Origin of the sequence: Streptomyces sp. NPDC090994, from assembly GCF_044768905.1 — a bacterium.
GTDB lineage: Bacteria > Actinomycetota > Actinomycetes > Streptomycetales > Streptomycetaceae > Streptomyces.
The window spans coordinates 124797-147549 of record NZ_JBIVWS010000015.1 but is presented as its reverse complement, the minus strand read 5'-3'; the positions used below and the strand labels follow the sequence as shown (position 1 = coordinate 147549).

The following is a 22753-nucleotide window of genomic DNA, read 5'->3' as shown; positions in this document are numbered from 1 at the left end:
GTTCCTAGGTAGGGGTGATCGAGGGCGGCCGGCCGTCAGCGGAGGCGGAAGTAGGCCGCGTTGAGGTCGATGATGGCGTCCCAGTCCGCGTCCGCCGGGAAGCGCAGGACGTCCCATCCGGCCTCCTCCAGCCGGTAGCCCGCCTCGATGTCACGGGTGGAGTCGGCCGGGTGGCCGGGCAGGTCGACGAAGACGGCGAGGTCGGCGCCGTCCAGGTGGAAAACGAGGTCGGGGCAGGCCCCCGCCTCCGGGACGAGCACGCCCGCCTCGTCCGGCAGCCGGTACCCCTTCGCCCGCAGCCACCCGAGCAGGTCGCCCCGCGCCACAAGAGCGGCCAGGTCCGCCTCCACGGGGGTGGGCGAGGACGGCGACGTACCGGTGGACGCGCTTGCGGCCGCCGAGCCGCCGGCCGTGGCGGACGTGCTCGCCGGCGACGTACCGCCGGAGACCGCGGGCGCGTTCTCCACCGCCGGGGCCAGCCTGCGGAACCGCTCGCTGCGGGACTCGCCGCGGTCCTCCCGGACCGTCCGGGCACCGGCCAGCCGCAACAGCAGCGGGCGGGCGGCGTGCCGGCTCAGCTGACGGTGGTGGGTCTGGTTGGCGTAGGTCAGCAGACAGGCGTAGCAGCCGCGGGCACACCGCTCGTCCTCGGTCGGACCGCCCGTGTCCTCGCCCGTGTCCGGATCGAAGTGGCAGATCTCCAAGGCGGTCCGGGCGGCCTTGGCGAGGGCGTCCTTGTCATGCTGGATGCGGCGCAGCACCCCCGCGCCGCCCTCGGCGGCCTCCGTGAACAGCAGACGGCGGCGCGGGCCGTCGTCCGGGGGCAGCAGCTCCGCGGTCAGCTCGGAGTCCTCCAGCTCGAACGCCGCCTCGATGCCCCGCTCCAGCGCGTACAGGAACGAGAGCGCCACCGGCTCGGGCTGTGGCTCGTCCAGGGTGACCACGAGGATGTTGCGGCGGTCCTCGACGTAGGGCAGGACCCGCTTCTTGCGACGCTTCTCGTTGCCGTCCTCGTCGACCACCGGCATGCCGGTGCCCTCGATGGCGTCTGCGGCGGCCCGGTCGTTGAGCCAGCGGCCGTCGCCCAGGTCCAGCCAATAGCCGTCCGGCTCGCCCTCCTTGTCGCGGACGCGGCCGAGGTTGGTGATGCGAACGGTCGCCGAGTCGCCGTAGTCCAGGTCGAGTACGGGCGCGTCGTCGGCGTCGGTGACGTGCGAGGTGAGGCGGCCCTTGCGGACCCCGTGGTCCTGGAACGCGTACGACGTCTCCAGCCGGAAGCCGGCGCGGCGGCGCTCCTCCTCGTCGGAGGAGATCCGCTCGCGTGGCGTGGTGTACACGGTGTGCAGGTGGAGCAGGCCGGTGCGCTTGGTACGCAGTTCCTCCCCGCACATCGCGCACTTGTCGGAGCCGGGCTTCACTGCGTAGTGGTAACCGCAGCCGCCGCAGCGCCGGGCTTCCGCCGTCGCCAGTTCGCCCGAGGCGTCCGGCGGCAGCTGGACCCGGGTGACCTGGTAGCGGGCGCCCTCGTGGTAGATCAGCGCGCCGGGGCCGAACTCGCGGATCGCGAGGAAGCGGGGACGCTGCAGATAGTCGCCGTCGGCGTTGCGGCGGTTGCCGGAGCGCGGGATGTAGGCCGCCAGCGGCAGCCGCGGGAAGCTGTAGCCGGGCAGGAAGCCCTCGGAGGCCAGATAGCGGTACGGGTTGAAGTCACTCATCATCGACTTGCTGTCGACCGAGCGGTTCAGCAGCAGGTTCGTCTGTGTCTCGGCTTCCCGGCGGCGGGTACGCGCCCGGGTCTGCTCGCCCTGCGAGAGGGTGTGGTCGACGACGCGCCGGTTCTGTTCGTACTGGTCGATGACGGCCGCCCGGAACAGGTCCCGCCACCGGTCGAAGGCGGCGTCGAACTCGCCCGGGGCCCGCTCGACCCGGTCCTCGATCCACTCGTCGTACCACCAGGTGGTCGACTCGAAGTCCGCGATCAGCGGGGCGAGGACGGTACGGGCGGTGACGACCGCGCGGGCACGGGCGTCCTCGTCCCAGCACCTGTCGCTGATGTGGGAAAGGAGAGGCAGCGGCATCCGCGGGTCGGGCCGGTCGCCGCCGTCCGGGTCGTAGGCGACGTCGATGACCTCCGGGATCGCCTTGCCGAGCTTCATACCGGTCGCCGCCAGCCAGATGCCCTGCAGGTGGGAGCGGACCAGGTCCTCGTTGGCGAGGTCCAGGCGCGGCGGGGCCACCTGCCCCGACACCATGTCCTTGGACTTGCGGAAGTAGTACTGGTCGTGGCTGTTGCCCGTTGCGCAGTACGTGGTGACCAGCGCGGGCTGACCGGAACGGCCGGCCCGGCCCGAGCGCTGCGCGTAGTTCGCCGGGGTCGGCGGCACGTTGCGCATCATGACGGCGTTGAGCGAGGAGATGTCCACGCCCAGCTCCATGGTCGGCGAGCAGTACAGCAAAGGGAGTTCGGCTTTGCTGAACTGCTGCTCCCGCTCCCGCCGGTCCTCCGGAAGGACCTGCGCGGTGTGCTCCCGCGCGTACAGGCCGGCCAGTTCCGCGGCGGCGGTGCGGTACAGGTCGCGGAAGAACGGGTTGACGCGCGGGCCTTCGCCGCTGCTGTAGGTGCGCGCCAGCGGATCGACCGCGCCCCGCTCACCGGTTCCGGCCCGCCAGACCAGGGCGGCGGCCGACACCCGGTAGCCGGTGCGCTTCTGCCCCGCACGGCGGCGGAAGGCCGGACCGGAGTGCTCCGGAGCCGCGTCCACCTCACGTACCAGCTCCGCGTCGCGCAGCACCTTGAGCAGATCGTCGATGACGGCCTGGACGTCCTCCAGGGAACCCTTGGGCTCGCGCAGTTCGGGCATGTTCCGGCGCAGGTACTTGCCGAACTTGCCGCGGGCCGACAGGAACAGCGCGGAGCGCTCCATGCCGGGCCGGGAACCGTACGGGTAGGCGGTGCCGACGGCCGGCCGGTCGCTCTCACCCAGCACCCACGGTCCGGCCAGACGCTCCTCGCTGGCCCGCTGGAGGGTGTCGAAATCGTCGCGGAAGTACTGCACGTCGATGGCGAGTGCGCGCCGCATGAAGTCGAGCAGCGTACGGGAGACCTCCGCGCGCAGAGCCGGGTCGGCGTCTCGCAGCACGGCGTGCGCCGCCTGCCAGCGCCCGTCCTGGGCGGCGATCCAGTCCAGGTCCTCGTAGTCGATCCGCAACAGCCCCGTCTGCTCCAGGTTCGGCATCGTGACGCGCCAGCCGCGCTCCAGGTCGCGGTAGAGGCGGTAGCCGACGACGTCCCGGAACACCTTCAGAGCCCTGCGCTCCAAGGACGGCGGCAGATCCGTACCGAGTGCGTACTCACGGGGCGTCAGGCCCATCACCGTGGTGACGGCCTCGGCGAGGTCGTCGTGCCGCAGGCCCTCCTCACCGGCGTCCGCCGCGGCCCGGTACAGCGCGCCGCGCAACTGGGTCACCTGGGCGAAGTCGTTGAAGTGCCCGGCCTGCAGCGAGGCGTCCTGCCGGTTGTCGACGAAGGTGAGGAGCTTGCGCGCCTCCTTGCCCAGGCTCTCCTTCGGCACCGCCCGCAGGGACTTCACGATCGACGCGGAGATCAGCGAGGTCGCCGACGAGCGGCCCTCCTGGTCCAGCGTGGCCAGCTTGGCGAAGTCCCGGCCGCGGGTCTGCTCGTAGGAGACCTGGCAGTGCAGACAGAAGAGGAAGGGCGCCGGGACGAACGCCGCCACCAGGCCCTCGCCCGACTCGTCCCCACGGGCGTCCACGACGACGCGCTTGGGTACCCGCGGCCGGTAGGACTTCTTGACGACCGTCAGACCCTGGGCGTCCTGCTCCAGCCACGACTCGGGCAGCCGCCGGTCGTCCACCGCGATCTGCGGATCGGCCGGCCACTCGTAGTCCTCCCCGGGCACGCCCACGTACAAGTACCCCTCGCCCGCCCGCCCGCCGGACGCGGAGGTGTCCCGGCGCGGCTCGTACCGGAACGTGCCGCCCTCCTCGGTGCGCCAGACGGTCAGATACTCCTGGCCGCACTCACGGCAGAACGCCAACGGGAACAGCGGCTTGCCGTCACTGTCCGGCTGCTCCAGCTGGTAGACGCGGGTGAGCGGCCTGGCGAGCGGATCCTCAAGGGTCGTGTACACGGTGTCACCCTTGGAGAGGAACTGGTGCAGGCGGAACGCGAACAACGGCCGCTCCGTCACCGGATGCTTGGCCTGCGCACCCGCCTCCAGGGTCGTGCGGATCGCCTCCCGCACGCTGTCCTCGGCCACCCCGGACTCGGCGGCCAGCTCGGTGGCCGCCTTCTCGATGGTGTCCGGCGCACAGCGGCGCAGCCGTCCTGTGCCCTTCTCGCGCTCCAGCCCGAACCGGGATTCCACCCAGCGGGCCAGCGGGTCCTTCGTCAGCGCCTCGTACGAGCGGGGCGCCGCCGGCACCCGCAGCCGCTCGGCGGGCACGGTCTCGGGTGCCTCCCCGGTCGCCCGCACCAGGGTCTCGCCGATGATCCGCTTCGGCAGCACCGTCGTACCGAACAGCCGGCCGGCGACCCTGGCCACCTCGCGCCGCTGGTCCTCCCAGGAGCCCTCGGTGGACATGGTCGCCGAGGTGCCGATGCATTGCAGGGTCGCCGAGGCCCGGCACGCCTCCCGGACCCGGCGGATCAGGAACGCCACATCCGCGCCCTGCCGGCCCCGGTAGGTGTGCAGCTCGTCGAAGACGAGGAACTGCAGCCCCTCGGCCATGTGGATCAGGCTGTCCCGGTCGTCCGGCCGGGTCAGCATCAGCTCCAGCATCACGTAGTTGGTCAGCAGGATGTCCGGCGGGTCCTTGCGCAGCTTCTTGCGGTCCTCCTCGGACTCCTGGCCGGTGTACCGGGCGAAGGTGACCGGCTCACGGCCCGCCCCGAACCCGTACCGCAGGTACTTCTCCAGCTCACCCAGCTGCGAGTTGGCCAGCGCGTTCATGGGGTAGACGACGATCGCCCGCACCCGGCCGCCCGCGTCCGGCCCCGCTGCCTGACGCTCCCTCAGTACCCGGTCGACGATCGGGACGATGTACGACAGGGATTTGCCGGAGCCGGTGCCGGTGGTGAGGACGTAGGAGTCGCCGGCCTGTGCGGCCTCGATCGCCTGCCGCTGGTGGAGGTGGAAGGTCAGGGGGCGGCCGTCCGGGCGCGGTGATGTCTCCTCCTTGCCGGCCTGGAAGATCTCCGCGCATCTGGGATGCAGTACCCCGTCCCGCACGAGGTCGGTGACCTGGCCGCCGTCGGCGAAGAACGGGTTCAGCGACAGCCACGGGTCGGGCCACTGGGACTTCGCAGCCAGGTCGTCCTCGACGAAGCCGGCGATACGCGCGTCCCGGATGACCGTCGCGCTTTTGGTGAAGCTCTCGTACTCACCGATCAGGTCGGCATGGATACCGAAGACGTCCATCGCCTCGGGCAGCCGCGGCTCCCTGCGTGGCACGGGCGCGGGTGCCGCCGCGGTGGGCGGGGGGACCAGGGCGCGCAGCCGTGCCACCGGGTCCGTCACCTGCCAGTGCGGGGCCAGCAGGGCCGGCGTGTCGTCCGGCGCCGACGCGAGCGGGAGCAGTGCCTCACGGACGAGGGAGGCATGCTCGGGGCGGTGTTCGGCGTCCTTCTCCAGGAGCCGGTTCACCAGCCGGACCAGCTCGGCAGGCAGGTCCGGGCGGACCAGGCTCAGCTGCGGAGGCTTCTCGTGCTGGTGCTGTTCGGACAGTTCGTAGGGGGTCCGGGCGGAAAACGGCGGACGGCCGATCAGCAACTCGTACAGGATGCAGCCGAGCGCGTAGAGGTCCGCGGAGGCCGAGATCCGTTCGGCGCGGAACTGCTCGGGCGCCATGTAACGGGCCGTGCCGACGCTGACGCCCGTGCTCGTCAGCCGCGTCTGGTCGGGGTCGTCCACGACCGAGCCCATGCCGAAGTCCAGGATCTTGACGGTGCCGTCGCCGGTCAGCATCACGTTCGCCGGCTTCAGGTCGCGGTGGACGACCCCGGCGGTGTGCGCGGCCGTGAGCCCGGCGGCGATCTGCGCCCCGATGGCGGCGACCCAGGAGACCGGCAGTTGCGGTTCCTCGTCGATGAGGTCCGCGAGCGGATGACCGTCCAGCAGTTCCATGGCCAGATAGGGCAGGCCGCTGCCGCCCGGCGCCGGGTCCACGCCGCCGTCGATCAGCAGGGTGAGGTTCGGGTGGCCCTGGGAGAGCATCCGCATGATCCGCACTTCGCGGCGGAAGCGGTCGATCTCCTTGCCGGACCCGGAAGCGGCGACGGCGACACCCGTCCGGCCGCGCAGCACCGTCTTGAGCGCGACCTCCCGGTGAGGGGAGTCCGGAGCGGCGCGGAGGTCTTCGGCCCGGTGCACCTCGCCCATGTTTCCGCGCCCCAGGATCCCCACGATCCGGAACCGTCCGTCGACCGTGTCCAGCCCCACCGGCCCTCCCCCTTCACCCGTCGTATACCTGGCAGGTACATCCCGTAGGGAGCGTATACCGTCGCCAGTCGACGAGGATGGCAGGTGTCCGTTGACGTTGTCAACGCATGCAATATCGAGGTCCGATTAGCGGCAGGCTCCCGACGAAGCGGGAGGGCTACGATCGATCCATGACGACCTCGGACATCCCAGAGCCGCCGAAGATCACGGAGGAGCACTTCCTCGACACGGGTACCGGAGTCGAGGCGGAGACCGAGGCGGACGACGCGCCACCGGAGATCGACCGGCCGTGGGACCCGGAGCAGATCAGGGTCAACACCAAGCAGTTCTCCCTGCGCAACGCCCTGGACATGATCGAGGACGGGTCGCTGGAACTCGCCCCGGACTTCCAGCGCGGGCGGGTGTGGAAGCCGGTGCAGAAGTCCCGTCTCATCGAGTCCGTGCTGCTGCAGATCCCGCTGCCTGCCTTCTACTTCGCCGAGGACACCGACGGGCTCATGCGTGTGGTCGACGGGTTGCAGCGCCTGTCGACCATCCATGACTTCGTGCGTGGGGGAGACGAGCGAGGATTCACGCTGCAGCGCCTGGAGTACTTGCAGAGCGCGGTGGAGGGAAAGCGCTTCGAAGACCTCCCCGCCCCGTGGAAGCGGCGCATCTACAACACCCAGATCGTCACGAATGTGATCGACCCGACGACTCCCGCGGATGTCATGTACGACATCTTCAAGCGCATCAACACGGGCGGTACGCCACTGAACGCGCAGGAGATCCGACACTGCATGAGCAAGAAGAGCAGCCGGACCATCCTGCGGATGATGACCACCACGGTGGAGTTCAACGCGGCGACCAATCACATGGGTGGCCACATCCGGATGAACGACCGGGAGATGGCCCTGCGTTTCGCCGCGTTCTGGCTGATGGGAGCCGAGGGGTACGCGAAGTACGCCGCGATGGACTCCTTCCTTCAGCGCACCACCACCGTGCTGGACAGTGTCGAGCACACGGACGCCAGGATCGACGCGCTCCTGTCCGCTTTCCGCAAGGCCATGGAGAACGCGCGGCTGGTCTTCGGCGACCAGGCGTTCCGCAAATGGCCGCTGTACGCGATCGGCCGGAACCCTATCAACCGGGCCCTCTTCGAGACCTGGTCCATCACCCTCGCCGAGTACGAGGCCGCGGACCTGGAGCGGCGTCGCGAGGCGATCGTCGCGGCCGCCCGTGAATTGATGACCAACGATTACCGCTACCTGGAGGCCATCACCTCCTCCACGGGCGACGTCAGCCGGGTGAGGTACCGGTTCGAGGCGACCGCCCGCGCAGCCGAGGCCGGCAAGTGATCACCTCCCTGCGCGTCCGGCATTTCAAGCGTTTCACTGACGCCTCCTTCTCGCTGCGCCCTCTCACCGTGCTCACGGGTCTCAACGGCACGGGGAAGAGCACCACCATCCAGAGCCTGCTCCTGACCCGCCAGCTCGTGGACGCACCGATCGGCGGAGTGGTCCAGCTCAACGGTCCTTACGGACTCGCCCTGGGGGAAGCACACGAGGTACTGCACCCGGATGCCCCGGACTCGACCATCGTGGTGGAAGTCGGCGGCGACGACGGTGGGCCGCCGAGCACGCACCGATTCACCGTCCCCGACGAGCAGGCGCTCTATCTGGAAGCCGCCGACGAAGTCAGTGCGCTGCCACCGGGCGGACTGCGGGGCCTGGGAAGCGCGTTCACCTATCTGTGTGCCGAACGGCTGGGACCGCGCGATCAGCTGGGAGTCTCAGCGGACCACCCCGCCTTACTCGGAGTCGGGGTGCAGGGTGAATACACCGCCCAGGTACTGGCCCTGCACGACACCCGGGCCGTGCGTGAACCACTGCTCCACCCCGCGACCCGGTCTACGCACAACGTCACCACTATGCGGACACAGGTGGAGACCTGGGCCTCCGACATCATCCGGCCTATCAAGATCACCGCGCAGTGGCCGCCCGGCATTACGGCCAGCACCATCCGCTTCCACGAACCGGGGCTGCTGGGCGAGCCCATGCGCCCGGCCAACATGGGATTCGGGTTCTCCTATGCCCTGCCCGTGATCGTGGCCGGTCTTCTCACTGCTCCCGGGGACCTGCTGATCGTCGAGAACCCGGAGGCACACCTCCATCCCGGCGGTCAGTCGAAACTGGGCCGGTTCTTGGCCCGGGTGGCCGGTGCCGGAGCCCAGGTGATCGTCGAGACGCACAGTGATCATGTGCTCAATGGAGTCAGGCTGGCCGTGGCAGAGGAACGGGTCCTGCGACCCGAGGACGCGATCGTGCACTACTTCGGTGCGGAAGAGGCCGGTTCCGTACCCATCGAGTTCACCATGAAGGGTGAACTGACTGAGTGGCCGCAAGGATTCTTCGATCAGATCGAGCAGGACCTGGGGAGGCTGGCACGTGCCAGGCGCAGGGGGCGGTGAACCGTACCGGGTCGTCGTGGACGAATCGTCCTTCGACTTCAGGGGGCTGACGGAGGAGCGGTTGACGGATCTGCTCGACGACTTCAGCGATGCGCTGGAGACAGTGTCGGAACAGCAGACGGTGGCTGCATCACCGTTCTGGATGGAGGTGGATTGCGCCGACGACCGGGAGCTGTACGACGTACTGTACGAAGGCCGGACGCCGCGCGCCGGACGTGACGCACGGCTGAGAATGATCCGCCTCATGGACCGCTGCCCCGCCTGGGACGCGGATGTCCCTGGCCTGCCCGACCAGGTCGAGGTGGCGGGGACTGCGGAGGAACTTGCCTGGTCCCTCTGCTACGCCTGGTCGTGGGCACGGCAGGGCCGACACGTTGCGTGCCTCGGTTTCCCGGCCAGGGACCGGCGCGGCTGGCTCCTCGTGTCCGCGGCCGACGGGACGACGGGTGAGCCGGTCGGCCTGGAGGTCTTCCACCTCGTCGATGCCTCTGCCCTCTGCGAGTTCTGGCGTGACCTCTTCGCGCGGGAGGACATCGCGGAGCCGGACTTCCTGGCCCGTGCCCGCCAAGCTTTCCCGCACCTGGTCTTCGCCGACTCCCTCACCTTCCGTAAGTTCGACGGCACGTACTCCGAAATGCGTGACTGGGTTGTACGGGTCCTGTGCGTGGTGCACGACCATTTCGCCGATGCTCTGGTACGGCACTCCGGGCAGCCGCACCAGGTGCAGGCGGAACTGGGACGCTTCGGCCTGGACCTGTCTCCCGAGAGTCCCAACACCAGAGCCAAACCGTCGGTCATGAGGCAGCGGGATGTCGACCACGAGGGGGAGACCTATCGCTGCGAGTGGCACGGCAAGAAGGAGCGGCACCGCAATCGCGTCCACTTCAGCCTGCCCGACACGCGCCTCGGCGGTCGCGTCCTCATCGGCATCTTCGCGGATCATCTGGACACCTGAATGCTTCGCGGGCTCCGCCGGCCCGAGGGACTGACGCTTTCCCAAGCCCTGCTGCCGGTGGGCAAGGTCAACGGAGGTTGCGGGGAGGACTTGGCCGCTCGGTCGGGCTACGAGGTCCTCACCGAGCCGTCCGGCTGGATGTGCAAGGTAGGCGGGCGCGACGCTTCCGAGAAGGAGCCCTCGCTCGCCGCCACCTCGACCTGAGTCTGCATCGCGGCGTGGACGCGGGCCACAGAGCACCCCTCGACCGTCAGCCACATGGTCTTCCCGGCATCCAGCGTCGCGGTGACGCCGTCGCTGTCCGCGGCTCCGCACGGTGCGAGTTGCTGGATGCGCACATATCCGAGACGTAGCCGCAGTGCCTGGCGTCCACCGGCAGTGCGCGCCATGACACCGAACTGGACCGAGCCCTCGGTGACGCGTGCGCAGGGAGTCCACTCCACGGACCCCTACGGCCTGCACACGCGTGGCGCAGTGAGATCGGGGTTGGACGGCAGAGAGGCCGAGTCGGTGACTGCTCCCGGCCGCCTGCTCACGGGCGTCTCGACGATCGGCTGTCCGGCGATGTCGGAGGGACGATCCTGGTCGTCGCCGAACCAGCCCGTGGCCCAGGTCCCGACTACGCCGGAGACGATGCCGGGAACCAGCAGGACCACTGCTTTGTGCCACCACGACGACCCTTGCGGGACGGGCTCTGGGCGATCGGCCGCCCAATAATCTCCTCGTGGACGTCCTCTTGGCGTTCCTCCCCGTGGCTGGGCGGACACGGGAAAGCGGGCGGATAGCCGAGCTTCTCCAGCACGTGTTCCTCCCAGCTGAGGACTTCTGCGCCGACTCGGGGGACGGCGGCGACGCCGACCACGGTCGCGGGTTCTCGGTGGAGACGTCGAGGTTCTGGCTGAAGTGGTTCACGAGTCGGTGCGCTGCACGGCGTATCCACCGGAGAAAGCCAGTGGATACGGGGAACTGAGCGTGATCGCATCCGCCAGGCTCCAGCGATTGCCGCCGGGAGGCTTCGCCCGGCAAGTCCGGCCGTTGGACGAACCAGCCGCCTGATTCCTTGCGCTCAGTGGTGCGACCACGCGACTTCTCTTGCTGCACTGCCCTGGGATCGCCCCCGTGTGCCCGATGAGCCGCTCGATTTCACACAACGCCTGTGTACATAGGCCCACTTGGCATGCCAGATGACGGTAGCGGTGTTCTGAGCGACCGGGATGACACCAGTGCTGCCAAACCCAGACTGCCGCCACACCCGCCCTGACCCCCTCATGTACGCAGGGCAGGCCGGATGCGGCAGCAGCAGCCCTCAGATATCCCGGAAGATCTCGATCTGCGCCCCGATCGAGTTCAACCGCTCCGCCAGATCCTCGTAACCCCGGTTGATGACATACACGTTCCGCAGCACCGACGTCCCCTCCGCCGCCATCATCGCCAGCAGGACCACCACCGCCGGGCGCAGGGCCGGCGGGCACATCATCTCGGCGGCGCGCCAGCGGGTCGGGCCCTCTACCAGGACGCGGTGGGGGTCGAGGAGTTGGAGGCGACCGCCCAACCGGTTCAGGTCCGTCAGGTAGATCGCGCGGTTGTCGTAGACCCAGTCGTGGATGAGGGTCTTGCCCTGGGCGGAGGCGGCGATCGCCGCGAAGAACGGGACGTTGTCGATGTTCAGGCCCGGGAAGGGCATGGGGTGGATCTTGTCGATCGGCGCCTCCAGTTTGGAGGGGCGGACCGTGAGGTCGACCAGGCGGGTGCGGCCGTTGTCGGCGAAGTACTCCGGGGTGCGGTCGTGGTCGAGGCCCATCTCCTCCAGGACCGCCAGCTCGATCTCCAGGAACTCGATGGGGACGCGACGGACCGTCAGTTCCGACTCCGTGACGACCGCCGCGGCCAGCAGGCTCATCGCCTCGACCGGGTCCTCGGAGGGGGAGTAGTCGACGTCCACGTCGATGACCGGGACGCCGTGCACGGTGAGGGTCGTGGTGCCGATGCCCTCGACCCGCACGCCCAGTGCCTCCAGGAAGAAGCAGAGGTCCTGGACCATGTAGTTGGAGGAGGCGTTGCGGATGACGGTGACGCCGTCGTGGCGGGCGGCCGCGAGGAGGGCGTTCTCCGTGACCGTGTCGCCGCGTTCGGTCAGGACGATGGGGCGGCCGGGGCGGACGCCGCGGTCGACCACCGCGTGGTACTGGCCCTCCGTGGCGGCGACGTCCAGGCCGAAGCGGCGCAGCGCGATCATGTGCGGCTCGATGGTGCGGGTGCCGAGGTCGCAGCCGCCGGCGTAGGGCAGCTTGAAGCGGTCCATGCGGTGCAGCAGCGGGCCCAGGAACATGATGATGGAGCGGGTGCGCACCGCCGCCTCGGCGTCGATGGCGTCCATGTCGAACTCGGCCGGCGGCACGATCTCCAGGTCCACGCCGTCGTTGATCCAGCGGGTGCGCACGCCGATGGAGTTCAGCACCTCCAGGAGGCGGTAGACCTCCTCGATGCGCGCGACCCGGCGCAGTACCGTGCGGCCCTTGTTGAGCAGCGAGCCGCACAGCAGCGCCACACACGCGTTCTTGCTCGTCTTGACGTCGATGGCGCCGGAGAGGCGCCGGCCGCCGACCACCCGCAGGTGCATCGGTCCCGCGTAGCCCAGAGAGACGATCTCGCTGTCCAGCGCCTCGCCGATCCGGGCGATCATCTCAAGGCTGATGTTCTGGTTGCCGCGTTCGATCCGGTTGACCGCGCTCTGACTGGTGCCGAGCGCCTCCGCGAGCTGTGACTGCGTCCAGCCGCGGTGCTGCCGGGCGTCGCGGATGAGCTTGCCGATGCGTACGAGGTAGTCGTCTGCCATGAGGTTGAGGCTATCTCAGATATGAGATGGCGCCTCTTGGGGGGTCTGTTCGGGTGGCGAACGTGGGATCGGCGAGGTGACGGTCGGTCAGCGGCGCCCGGTGGTGCGGGTGCGGCGCCAGCCGAACGGTCCGGGCAGATCCATCGACGTCGTACGGCGTCCCGTGCTGCTGTGGGTGTGGCGGGGGCCGTTCCGGCCGCCGGTGGTGATGGACCAGGACCGCTTGTTGATGTTCAGGCGCACTCCGGGAAGTATCCGGAAACTCTTGCGGAACGTGAGGGGCATCGTGCCTCCTTCCGAGTCGCGCCGGGGGACCCCGGCACAAGTCGGTTACCCCCGTTCGGCGTACTGATGGCCCCGTGGGTCACCCGGGCAGGGGTGGGTGTGGGGCGCACGCCACACCGGGTCCGGGCATGACCGTTCCGCCCCCATGTACTAGAGTTATCTCGACATCGAGATATCTGCCGAGGCGTACTGCGGTCGCCGCCCCGGACCCGCTCCAGTAAGGGTTACCTAACTTAGCCTTACCTTAGCGGATCCGCCAGGGCGGCGTGGCGGCAGGATGCGGTGGTACGCGCACATGAATGAAGGAGACTGTCGTGTCGGCGAACAGCTTCGACGCCCGCAGCACGCTGCAGGTGGGCGACGAGTCGTACGAGATCTTCCGGCTGGACAAGGTCGAGGGCTCCGCGCGCCTTCCCTACAGCCTGAAGGTGCTGCTGGAGAACCTGCTCCGCACCGAGGACGGCGCGAACATCACCGCCGACCACATCCGCGCCCTCGGCGGCTGGGACTCGCAGGCCCAGCCGTCCGAAGAGATCCAGTTCACGCCCGCCCGTGTGATCATGCAGGACTTCACCGGCGTCCCCTGCGTCGTGGACCTCGCCACCATGCGTGAGGCCGTCAAGGAGCTGGGCGGCGACCCGAACAAGATCAACCCGCTCTCCCCGGCCGAGATGGTCATCGACCACTCCGTCATCGCCGACAAGTTCGGCACCCCCGACGCCTTCAAGCAGAACGTCGACCTGGAGTACGGCCGCAACCGCGAGCGCTACCAGTTCCTGCGCTGGGGCCAGACCGCCTTCGACGACTTCAAGGTCGTCCCGCCGGGCACCGGCATCGTCCACCAGGTGAACATCGAGAAGCTCGCCCGCGTGGTGATGGTCCGCGATGGCAAGGCGTACCCGGACACGCTGGTCGGCACCGACTCGCACACCACCATGGTCAACGGCCTCGGCGTCCTCGGCTGGGGCGTCGGCGGCATCGAGGCCGAGGCCGCGATGCTCGGCCAGCCGGTCTCCATGCTCATCCCGCGCGTCGTCGGCTTCAAGCTGACCGGTGAGCTCAAGCCCGGCACCACCGCCACCGACCTGGTGCTCACCATCACCGAGATGCTGCGCAAGCACGGTGTCGTCGGCAAGTTCGTCGAGTTCTACGGCGAGGGCGTGGCGGCCACGAGCCTCGCCAACCGCGCCACCATCGGCAACATGTCGCCGGAGTTCGGCTCCACCGCCGCGATCTTCCCGATCGACGACGAGACCCTGAACTACCTGCGTCTGACCGGCCGCAGCGACCAGCAGGTCGCCCTGGTCGAGGCGTACGCCAAGGAGCAGGGCCTCTGGCTGGACCCGGCCGCCGAGCCCGACTTCTCCGAGAAGCTGGAGCTGGACCTGTCGACGGTCGTCCCGTCGATCGCCGGCCCGAAGCGCCCGCAGGACCGCATCGTCCTGGCGAACGCGGCCGAGCAGTTCAAGCAGGACGTCCGCAACTACGTCGACAGCGTGGACGAGGCGGGCCAGGAGTCCTTCCCGGCCTCCGACGCCCCCGCCGTCACCAACGGCGTGCCGTCCAACCCGGTCCAGGTGACCGCCCCCGACGGCACCACCTACGAGCTGGACCACGGTGCGGTGACGGTCGCGGCCATCACCTCCTGCACCAACACCTCCAACCCGTACGTCATGGTCGCCGCCGCGCTGGTCGCGAAGAAGGCCGTGGAGAAGGGCCTGACCCGCAAGCCGTGGGTCAAGACCACCCTGGCCCCGGGCTCCAAGGTCGTCACCGACTACTTCGAGAAGGCGGGCCTGACCCCCTACCTCGACAAGGTCGGCTTCAACCTCGTCGGCTACGGCTGCACCACCTGCATCGGCAACTCCGGCCCGCTGCCGGAGGAGGTCTCCAAGGCGGTCAACGACCACGACCTCGCCGTCACCTCGGTCCTCTCCGGCAACCGGAACTTCGAGGGCCGTATCAACCCCGACGTCAAGATGAACTACCTGGCCTCCCCGCCGCTGGTCGTCGCCTACGCGATCGCCGGTTCCATGAAGGTGGACATCACCAAGGACGCCCTGGGCACCGACCAGGACGGCAACCCGGTCTTCCTCAAGGACATCTGGCCGTCCGAGGCGGAGGTCGAGGAGGTCGTGGCCGGCGCCATCGGCGAGGACATGTTCTCCAAGTCCTACTCCGACGTCTTCGCCGGTGACGCCCAGTGGCAGGCGCTGTCCATCCCCACCGGCAACACCTTCGAGTGGGACAGCGAGTCCACCTACGTCCGCAAGCCCCCGTACTTCGAGGGCATGACGATGGAGACCACCCCGGTCTCGGACATCTCCGGCGCCCGCGTCCTGGCCAAGCTCGGCGACTCGGTGACCACGGACCACATCTCGCCCGCCGGCGCCATCAAGGCCGACACCCCGGCCGGCAAGTACCTCACGGAGCACGGCGTCGAGCGCCGCGACTTCAACAGCTACGGCGCCCGCCGCGGCAACCACGAGGTCATGATCCGCGGCACGTTCGCCAACATCCGCCTGCGCAACCAGATCGCGCCGGGCACCGAGGGCGGCTACACCCGCGACTTCACCCAGCCCGACGCCCCGGTGTCGTTCATCTACGACGCCTCGCGCAACTACATCGAGCAGGGCATCCCGCTCGTCATCCTGGGCGGCAAGGAGTACGGCTCCGGCTCGTCCCGCGACTGGGCCGCCAAGGGCACCGCGCTGCTCGGCGTCAAGGCCGTCATCACCGAGTCGTACGAGCGCATCCACCGCTCCAACCTCATCGGCATGGGCGTCCTGCCGCTCCAGTTCCCCGAGGGCCAGTCCGCCGACTCCCTCGGCCTGACCGGTGAGGAGACCTTCTCCATCTCCGGCGTCACCGAGCTGAACAACGGCACCACCCCGCGCACGGTGAAGGTCACCACCGACACCGGCGTCGAGTTCGACGCGGTCGTCCGCATCGACACTCCCGGCGAGGCGGACTACTACCGCAACGGCGGCATCATGCAGTACGTGCTGCGCAGCCTGATCCGCAAGTAAGCGGTCGGGCAGCGCGGCCGAGGGCCGTGTCCTCCGGTGCCGCCGGAGGACACGGCCCGTCGTGTGCGACACCCCCCACCCTCAGGAACGGCGCGATGAACCGACGTATCCGCCTGGCACTCGTCCTGGCGCTGGGCGCACTGCTCAGCGGATGCGGCACCGCCCCGGCGGACCCCTCCTCCGCCCCGGACGCCGAAACCCCTTTCTGGCAGGCCGAGTTCGACGGGGCGAAGGGCGCCCGGCCGGCGGCGGCGTCCTGGAACACCGAGACCGGGAACCAGGAAGCCGAAGGGTGGGGCAACAACGAACTGCAGTACTACACCGACGACGCGGCCAACTCCGCCCTCGACGGCACCGGCCACCTCCTGATCTCGGCCCGGCCCGCCCCCGACGGCTCCGAACTGCCCTGTCACACGCAGCGGTTCTGCCCCTGGACGTCGGCCCGCCTGACCACCGAGGGCAAGGTCGCGCTCAGCCGAGGACGCGTCGAGGTCCGCGCGAAGATACCCACCGGCACGGGGCTGCTCCCGGCGATCTGGATGCTGGGCGACAACGGAGTCGAGTGGCCCGGACAGGGCGAGATCGACATCTGCGAGGTGGTCGGCGGCGAACCGCGGACGGTGTACGGCACCGCGCACGGGCCGACGTACTACAACGAGAACGGCATCGGCGGCTCCACCACCCTCCCGGCCGACGCCTCGGAGGCGTTCCACACCTACGCCGTCGACAAGGAGCCGCACCGGATCACCTGGTCCGTCGACGGAGACCCCTACCTCACGCTGACCCCGTCGAAGCTGCCCGACCCCGACGACTGGGTCTTCGAGCAGGACATGCACCTGCTGCTCAACGTCGCCGTCGGCGGCGACTGGCCCGGCGACCCCGACGACTCGACACCCGCCCCGGCGACGATGACGGTCGACTACGTGCGCTTCTACGGCGAGGGCCACGCCTGACTCCGCGACCTGCGCGGACGGCCCGCCCGGTCGCACCGGAAGGGCCCGCCCGGCCGCCGCCGGGCGGGCCCTCCTGTCCGCCGCCCGGACTCAGGCGAGCAGCTCGATCTCCGCGACCGTCGGCTCACCCGTGAAGACCAGCCGGTACTTCGCGTACGTCCCCGGCGACTTGACCGAGAAGACCCGCGTCTGCCGGTCCCAGGCGAAGGACTCCCCGGACCGTTCGTCCAGGGTCTGCCACGCCGTTCCGTCGGCCGAGCCCTCCAGCTTCCAGCCGGCCGGAGCCGACGTGCGGTCCTTCGGGGACGTCAGCGTGTACTGGACCGCCTTCGTCCCCTCGGCGACCGGCAGGTCCACCGCCGAGGTCACCGCCGCCTCCGTCGCCGACGTGTCGTCGAACAGGGCGCCGTCACCGGAGACGGCGTCCGCGCGCGGCGTCGGTACCTCGTCACCGGTCGTGATCGAGACCGGCGCGGCGTTCTTGCCGGTGCCCCACGAGGACGGCCGCGACCCCATGTCGAACTCCAGGACGCCGCCCTTGGCGAGCACGGAGTGGGGCAGGGACGTGGAGTTCCAGGAGCGCCCGTTGACCTTCAGCCCCCGCACGTAGACGTTCTTCGCGTTGTTCTTCGGGGCCTTGACCACCAGCTCGCGCCCGTTCTCCAGGTGGACGGTCGCCTTGGTGAACAGCGGGGAGCCGATGGCGTACTCGCCGCTGCCCATCACCAGCGGGTAGAAGCCGAGCGCGGAGAAGAGGAACCAGGCCGACTGCTCGCCGTTGTCCTCGTCGCCGTGGTAGCCCTGGCCGATCTCGCTGCCGGTGTAGAGGCGGGAGAGCACCTCGCGGACGTTCTTCTGCGTCTTGTACGGCTGCCCGGCCGCGTCGTACATGTACAGGGCGTGGTGGGCGACCTGGTTGGAGTGCCCGTACATGCCCATCCGGACGTCGCGCGCCTCGACCATCTCGTGGATGACCCCGTTGTAGGAACCCTTCAGCTCGGGCGAGGCGGTCTCCGGGGTGGAGAGGTACTCGTCGAGCTTGTCGGCGAGGCCGGAGCGTCCGCCGTAGAGGTTGGCCAGGCCCCGGCTGTCCTGCGGGGCGGTGAAGGCGTAGCCCCAGCCGTTGGTCTCGGTGTAGTCGTAGCCCCACACGCGCGGGTCGTACTTCTCCGAGTCCACGCGCCACTTGCCCGAGGTGTCCTTGCCCTGGAAGAAGCCGGCCTGCTCGTCGAACAGGTTGACGTAGTCCTGGGCGCGGTCGAGGAAGTAGGCGGACTCCTCCTTGTAGCGCTTCTCGCCGGTCTCCTGGTAGAGCTTGGCGCCCATCCGTGAGATGCCGTAGTCGTTGAGGTAGCCCTCCAGCGCCCAGGACAGGCCCTCGTGCGTCTCGCTGGGGGTGTAGCCGAGGAAGGGGGAGGTCTCCATGCCCTTGCGGCCCACGCCCGAGGACGGCGGCACCACGGTGGCGTTCTTCAGCGCCGCCTCGTACGCCGCCTCCGCGTCGAAGTCGACGCCCTTGACGTACGCGTCGGCGAAGGCGACGTCGCTGGAGGTGCCGGTCATCAGGTCCGCGTAGCCGGGGGAGGACCAGCGCGAGGTCCAGCCGCCGTCCTTGTAGTGCTGAACGAACCCGTCGACCAGCTCACCGGCGTGCTGCGGGGTGAGGAAGGAGTACGCCGGCCAGGTCGTCCGGTACGTGTCCCAGAAGCCGTTGTTGACGTACACCTTGCCGTCGACGATCTTCGCGCCGGTGTGGGTCGGGGTGTCCGGCTCGGGCATCCGCTGGAACGGGGAGGCGTACTTGTACTCCCCGTCGACCTTCTCGAAGCCCGAGTTCGGGTACAGGTACAGCCGGTAGAGGCTGGAGTACAGCGTGGTCAGCTGGTCCTGCGTGGCGCCCTCGACCTCGACCTTGCCGAGGATCCGGTCCCACTGCGCGCGGGCGTCCTTCTTCACCTTCTCGAAGGAGGTGCGCGCGCCGATCTCCTGGCGCAGGTTGTCCTTCGCCTGGTCGACGCTGATGAGGGAGGTGGCCAGGCGCAGGGTGACCGTGCGGTCGTCGCCCGCGTCGAAGGTCAGGCTGCCCTTGACGCCGCTGGAGCCGCCGCCGGTGACCTTCTTGTCGAACTCGCCGTAGACGAAGAGCCGGGTCGCGCCCGCCGAGCCGCCGGACTTCACGTCCGAGTAGCCGGTGAAGGTCCCGTTCTCCTCGTCCAGGGTCAGGCCCGCCTCGTCGGTGGCGTTGTCGAAGACGACGCTCGCGTCGTCGCCGGGGTAGGTGAAGCGGAGCATCGCCGCGTGGTCGGTCGGCGCCATCTCGGCCCGCAGGCCGTTCTCGAACGTGACGCCGTAGTAGTACGGCCGCGCGGTCTCGTTCTCGTGCCGGAACGGCAGCTCGCGGGCCTCCCGGCCGGTGGCCGGGGTGCCGGACGCCGCCGACGGCATCACCTGGAACGTCTGCCGGTCCCCCATCCACGGGCTCGGCTCGTGGCTGGCGCTGAACGCCTGGATCGTCGGCAGGTTGTCGTCGTTGTTGTCGCGCGCGTACTCGTACAGCCAGCTCAGCGACCCCGCGTTGGTCACCGGCGTCCAGAAGTTGAAGCCGTGCGGGACGGCCGTCGCGGGGAAGTTGTTGCCGCGCGAGAAGCTGCCGCTGGAGTTGGTGCCGCGCGTCGTCAGCGCGTAGTCGGAGAGGTGGGCCTTGGGCCTCTCGGGCTCGGCCCGCTCGATCGACACGTCGTCCAGCCAGCCCCGGAACTTCGCCGGGCCCTTGGGGGAGTCGTACGCCACCAGGATCCGGTCGACCGTCTTGCCGGCCGCGACCGACCCGATGCCCGACTGCACCGCGTTCCACTGGTTGACGTAGAGGATCTTCGCGTCGCCCTGTCCGCGCGGGGTGAGCGGGAAGCCGTGGGCGTCGGTGGCACCGAGGCCGCTGAGGTAGGTGCCGTCGGTGAAGGCGAGGTCGACGGAGACGTTGGTGGCGTCGTAGTCGAGGGCGCCGTCGGCCATCGCCGGGAAGATCTTGTAGGAGAGTTCGCTGCGCCGGTCGACCTTGACGTTCACGTCGAAGACCTTGTTGTACGAGTACGCCCGGCCGTCGGCCGTGTGCCGGCCGGCGTAGCGCAGGGCCCGCTCGCCGGTGAAGCCCGCGCGCGCCTTGGCCGTCGGGGAGCCGGTCGGGCCCTCGTCGACGAGGGAGAGCATGTCCTCGGGGGCGGGTACCTCGCTGCCGCCCGTGGACAGCTGGACGTCCGCCAGCTGGAGGGCGTCGCCGGCTCCGTTGTTCTTGGTGAACTCCACCCGGAAGTGCTGGTATTCGGCCGTCTCGGCCAGGTCGTACGTCTTGGTCTGGTACCGCTCGGGGAAGGACTCGCCCGAGCGGGTGTCCAGCGTCGTCCACTGCTCGCCGTCCGCCGACCCCTTGAGCGTCCAGTCCACCGGGTCGCGTTCTTCGTGGTCGTTGGCGGAGGTGAGCGCGTACCGGGTGATCGGGGCCGGTGCCTTCAGGTCGAACTCCACCCAGCCGGTGGGCGCGAAGGTCAGCCACTTGGTGGAGGGCTCGGTGTCGGCCAGGTTCTCCTTCACCTCGCCGCCGCCCGTGTTCTCCCCGCTGGCCCGCACGCCCGTGACGTCACCGCTCACGTTGCCGGGGATGCCGGTGCTGTACCCGCCGTCCACGCCCGCGGCGCGCTTCTCGCCGTCCGGGCCGGTGTCGACGGTGTTCAGCCAGTCCGGAGCCGGGTCGTCCGCCTCGAACGAGGACGTGAACTCCCGGTCCGGCGCGGCGGCCGCCCGCGGCAGCGCGACCGCCGCGCCCTGCGAGCCCACCGCCAGTGCGAAAGCGGTCGTCACCACGACCGCCGGACCCCATCTGTGCCGAGTTCTGCGCTGCATCTCCCAGGACCCTCCCTGCACGCCGGACAACGTTGTCAAATCGTGTGCGCAGGGTCCAGTAGTGGGTCAAGTGGCAAGTGATGTCAAGGGTGTTGGTAGCGGCGTTCGTGGTTTATGTCGCGGATTTTTCCGGCAAGCTGCTCACAGGCCTCTCACATGTCCGCCAGATCTCAACTCGGAAAAGACCCGTGGCCAACCTTGCGTTCGATCTTGCCCCGGCGACGGGAAGTGGACTATACCTGTCGGCCACCGGAGCGTTGTGAAGACGCGAGATCCGCACGGCCTGCACGACCCAGCGAGACCGAACGCGGTGCCGGGAGGATCCGGTTCACCGCCTGAGTCCTGGAGAAGGCGAGGACTTGAGCAATGGGATCCACTTCCGCCGAGAACACCGGTACCACCGCCGAGAACGCCACTGCGCCCGCCGACGGCGCCGGTACCCGCGCGGGCACCGGCCGCCGCGACCTGATCAAGAGGGCCACCGCGCTCGGTCTGCTCGCCGTCCCCACGATGAGTTTCCTGTCCGCCTGTGCCAGCGGTGGCGGCGGTGACGACCAGGACAAGGCGGAGGCGGGCGAGAAGACCGCCGAGAACCCGCTCGGCGTGAACAACAGCGCCCAGCTGGAATTCGTCCTCTTCGACGGTGGATTCGGCAAGGAGTACGCCGAGGACGCGGTGCAGGTCTACGAGAAGAACTTCCCCGACGCGACCGTGAAGTTCTCCGCCACCCAGAAGATCCAGTCCACCCTCCAGCCCCGTTTCAACCAGGGCACCCCGCCCGACCTCATCGACAACTCCGGCGCCGAACAGATGGACATGGGCGTCCTGGTCGGAAAGAAGCAGCTCGCCGACCTCACCCCCCTGCTCGACGCCCCCTCCTACGACGACCCGGACAAGAAGGTCCGCGACACCCTGCGCCCCGGCATCGTGGAAATGGGCCAGTTCGACGGGGACCAGGTCTGGATCTTCTATTACGCCTACACCGTCTACGGCGTCTGGTATTCGCAGAAGGCACTGGACTCGCTGGACGCCGCATACCCGAAGACCTGGGACGAGATGCTCGCCCTCTGCGCCAAGGCCAAGAAGAAGGGCATGGCGGGCTGGACGTACGCGGGCAAGTACCCGTACTACCTCCCCTTCTCGCTCTACCCGATGATCGCCAAGGTCGGCGGCGTGGAGGTGCTGGACGCCATCGACAACCTGGAGCCGAACGCCTGGAAGCACCCGGCGGTCAAGGCGTGCTTCGAGGCGTACTACGAGCTGTACAAGAAGGGGTACGTCCTCCGGGGCACCCCGGGTCTGGACCACATCCAGTCGCAGACCGCCTGGGCCAAGGGCGACGCCCTGTTCCTGCCCAACGGCTCCTGGGTGGAGAACGAGTCGGCCAAGGTCATCCCCGACGGCTTCGAGGTGACCGTATCCGCCCCCTCCGGGCTGGACTCCTCCGACAAGCTGCCCTTCGGCACCCTCTGGGCCTCCGGCGGCGAGCCGTTCATCGTCCCCGCCAAGGCGAAGAACGGCACCGGCGGCATGGAGCAGCTGCGCATCATGCTCAGCGAGGCCTCCTCGAAGAACTTCACCTCCAAGGTCAAGTCGCTCTCCGCCTACAACGGCGGCACCGACGGCATCGAGCTGACCCCCGGCCTCAAGTCCGGCGTCGCGGCCCTCGAACTGGCCGGCGACAACGTGGTCAACCCCCGCCTCCAGGACTGGTACGTGAAGCTCCAGAAGGAGCAGATCGGCGTCGGCGGCCTGGGCGAGATGATGGCCGGCCGGCTCACCCCCGCCGAGGCCGTCAAGAAGATCCAGGGCTACGCCGACGACGCGGCCAAGGACTCGTCGATCAAGCACTACAAGCATCGGTAGGGACGCCGGATCGGGGTCGGTT

12 protein-coding genes are annotated in these 22753 nt (G+C 69.2%); 7 read left to right on the top strand and 5 right to left on the bottom strand.

Annotated elements, in window-relative coordinates; genetic code table 11:
* Nucleotides 1-35: 35 nt before the first annotated feature.
* Nucleotides 36-6461: a protein kinase gene (locus ACIQR3_RS27010; RefSeq protein ID WP_403543223.1), complete on the bottom strand. Its 6426-nt coding sequence runs from the start codon at nucleotides 6459-6461 to the stop codon at nucleotides 36-38.
* Between the two features lie 170 nt (nucleotides 6462-6631).
* On the opposite strand from ACIQR3_RS27010, the gene ACIQR3_RS27005 reads away from it, so the two are divergent.
* Genes ACIQR3_RS27005 through ACIQR3_RS26995 form a run of 3 tightly spaced genes read left to right on the top strand, consistent with a single transcriptional unit; the run spans nucleotide 6632 to nucleotide 9865 of the window.
* Nucleotides 6632-7798, top strand: coding sequence for a DUF262 domain-containing protein (locus ACIQR3_RS27005; RefSeq protein WP_403543222.1), 1167 nt, complete (start codon nucleotides 6632-6634; stop codon nucleotides 7796-7798).
* A complete protein-coding gene (locus ACIQR3_RS27000) occupies nucleotides 7795-8910 on the top strand; it encodes a DUF3696 domain-containing protein (protein WP_403543221.1) in 1116 nt (371 codons plus the stop codon). Before ACIQR3_RS27005 ends, ACIQR3_RS27000 begins: the two co-directional genes overlap by 4 nt.
* Nucleotides 8911-8926: 16 nt before the next feature.
* Entirely contained in the window at nucleotides 8927-9865 is a 939-nt protein-coding gene (locus ACIQR3_RS26995; protein ID WP_403543220.1) for a hypothetical protein, read from the top strand.
* 107 nt (nucleotides 9866-9972) lie between these two features.
* On the opposite strand, the gene ACIQR3_RS26990 is transcribed toward ACIQR3_RS26995, so the two are convergent.
* On the bottom strand, nucleotides 9973-10254 hold the full coding sequence (locus ACIQR3_RS26990) for a hypothetical protein (RefSeq protein WP_403543219.1): 282 nt from the start codon (nucleotides 10252-10254) through the stop codon (nucleotides 9973-9975).
* Nucleotides 10255-10589: 335 nt separating this feature from the next.
* On the opposite strand from ACIQR3_RS26990, the gene ACIQR3_RS26985 reads away from it, so the two are divergent.
* Nucleotides 10590-10835 carry a hypothetical protein gene (locus tag ACIQR3_RS26985; RefSeq protein ID WP_403543218.1) on the top strand — a complete coding sequence of 82 codons (246 nt, stop codon included), beginning with the start codon at nucleotides 10590-10592 and terminating at the stop codon, nucleotides 10833-10835.
* Nucleotides 10836-11171: 336 nt separating this feature from the next.
* On the opposite strand, the gene ACIQR3_RS26980 is transcribed toward ACIQR3_RS26985, so the two are convergent.
* On the bottom strand, nucleotides 11172-12701 hold the full coding sequence (locus tag ACIQR3_RS26980) for a helix-turn-helix domain-containing protein (RefSeq protein WP_403543217.1): 1530 nt from the start codon (nucleotides 12699-12701) through the stop codon (nucleotides 11172-11174).
* 87 nt (nucleotides 12702-12788) lie between these two features.
* Nucleotides 12789-12986: a DUF4236 domain-containing protein gene (locus ACIQR3_RS26975; protein WP_403543216.1), complete on the bottom strand. Its 198-nt coding sequence runs from the start codon at nucleotides 12984-12986 to the stop codon at nucleotides 12789-12791.
* A gap of 314 nt (nucleotides 12987-13300) precedes the next feature.
* Between ACIQR3_RS26975 and acnA the strand changes: the two genes are divergently transcribed.
* A complete protein-coding gene (gene acnA, locus ACIQR3_RS26970) occupies nucleotides 13301-16015 on the top strand; it encodes an aconitate hydratase AcnA (protein WP_403543215.1) in 2715 nt (904 codons plus the stop codon).
* Nucleotides 16016-16110: 95 nt separating this feature from the next.
* Nucleotides 16111-16968, top strand: a complete 858-nt coding sequence (locus ACIQR3_RS26965) for a family 16 glycosylhydrolase (protein ID WP_403543214.1) — start codon at nucleotides 16111-16113, stop codon at nucleotides 16966-16968.
* 90 nt (nucleotides 16969-17058) lie between these two features.
* Here the strand turns inward: ACIQR3_RS26965 and ACIQR3_RS26960 are convergent, their stop codons facing one another.
* Nucleotides 17059-20865, bottom strand: coding sequence for a GH92 family glycosyl hydrolase (locus ACIQR3_RS26960; RefSeq protein ID WP_403543213.1), 3807 nt, complete (start codon nucleotides 20863-20865; stop codon nucleotides 17059-17061).
* Between the two features lie 366 nt (nucleotides 20866-21231).
* Between ACIQR3_RS26960 and ngcE the strand changes: the two genes are divergently transcribed.
* On the top strand, nucleotides 21232-22731 hold the full coding sequence (ngcE, locus tag ACIQR3_RS26955) for an N-acetylglucosamine/diacetylchitobiose ABC transporter substrate-binding protein (RefSeq protein ID WP_403543212.1): 1500 nt from the start codon (nucleotides 21232-21234) through the stop codon (nucleotides 22729-22731).
* The last annotated feature ends 22 nt before the right edge of the window (nucleotides 22732-22753 follow it).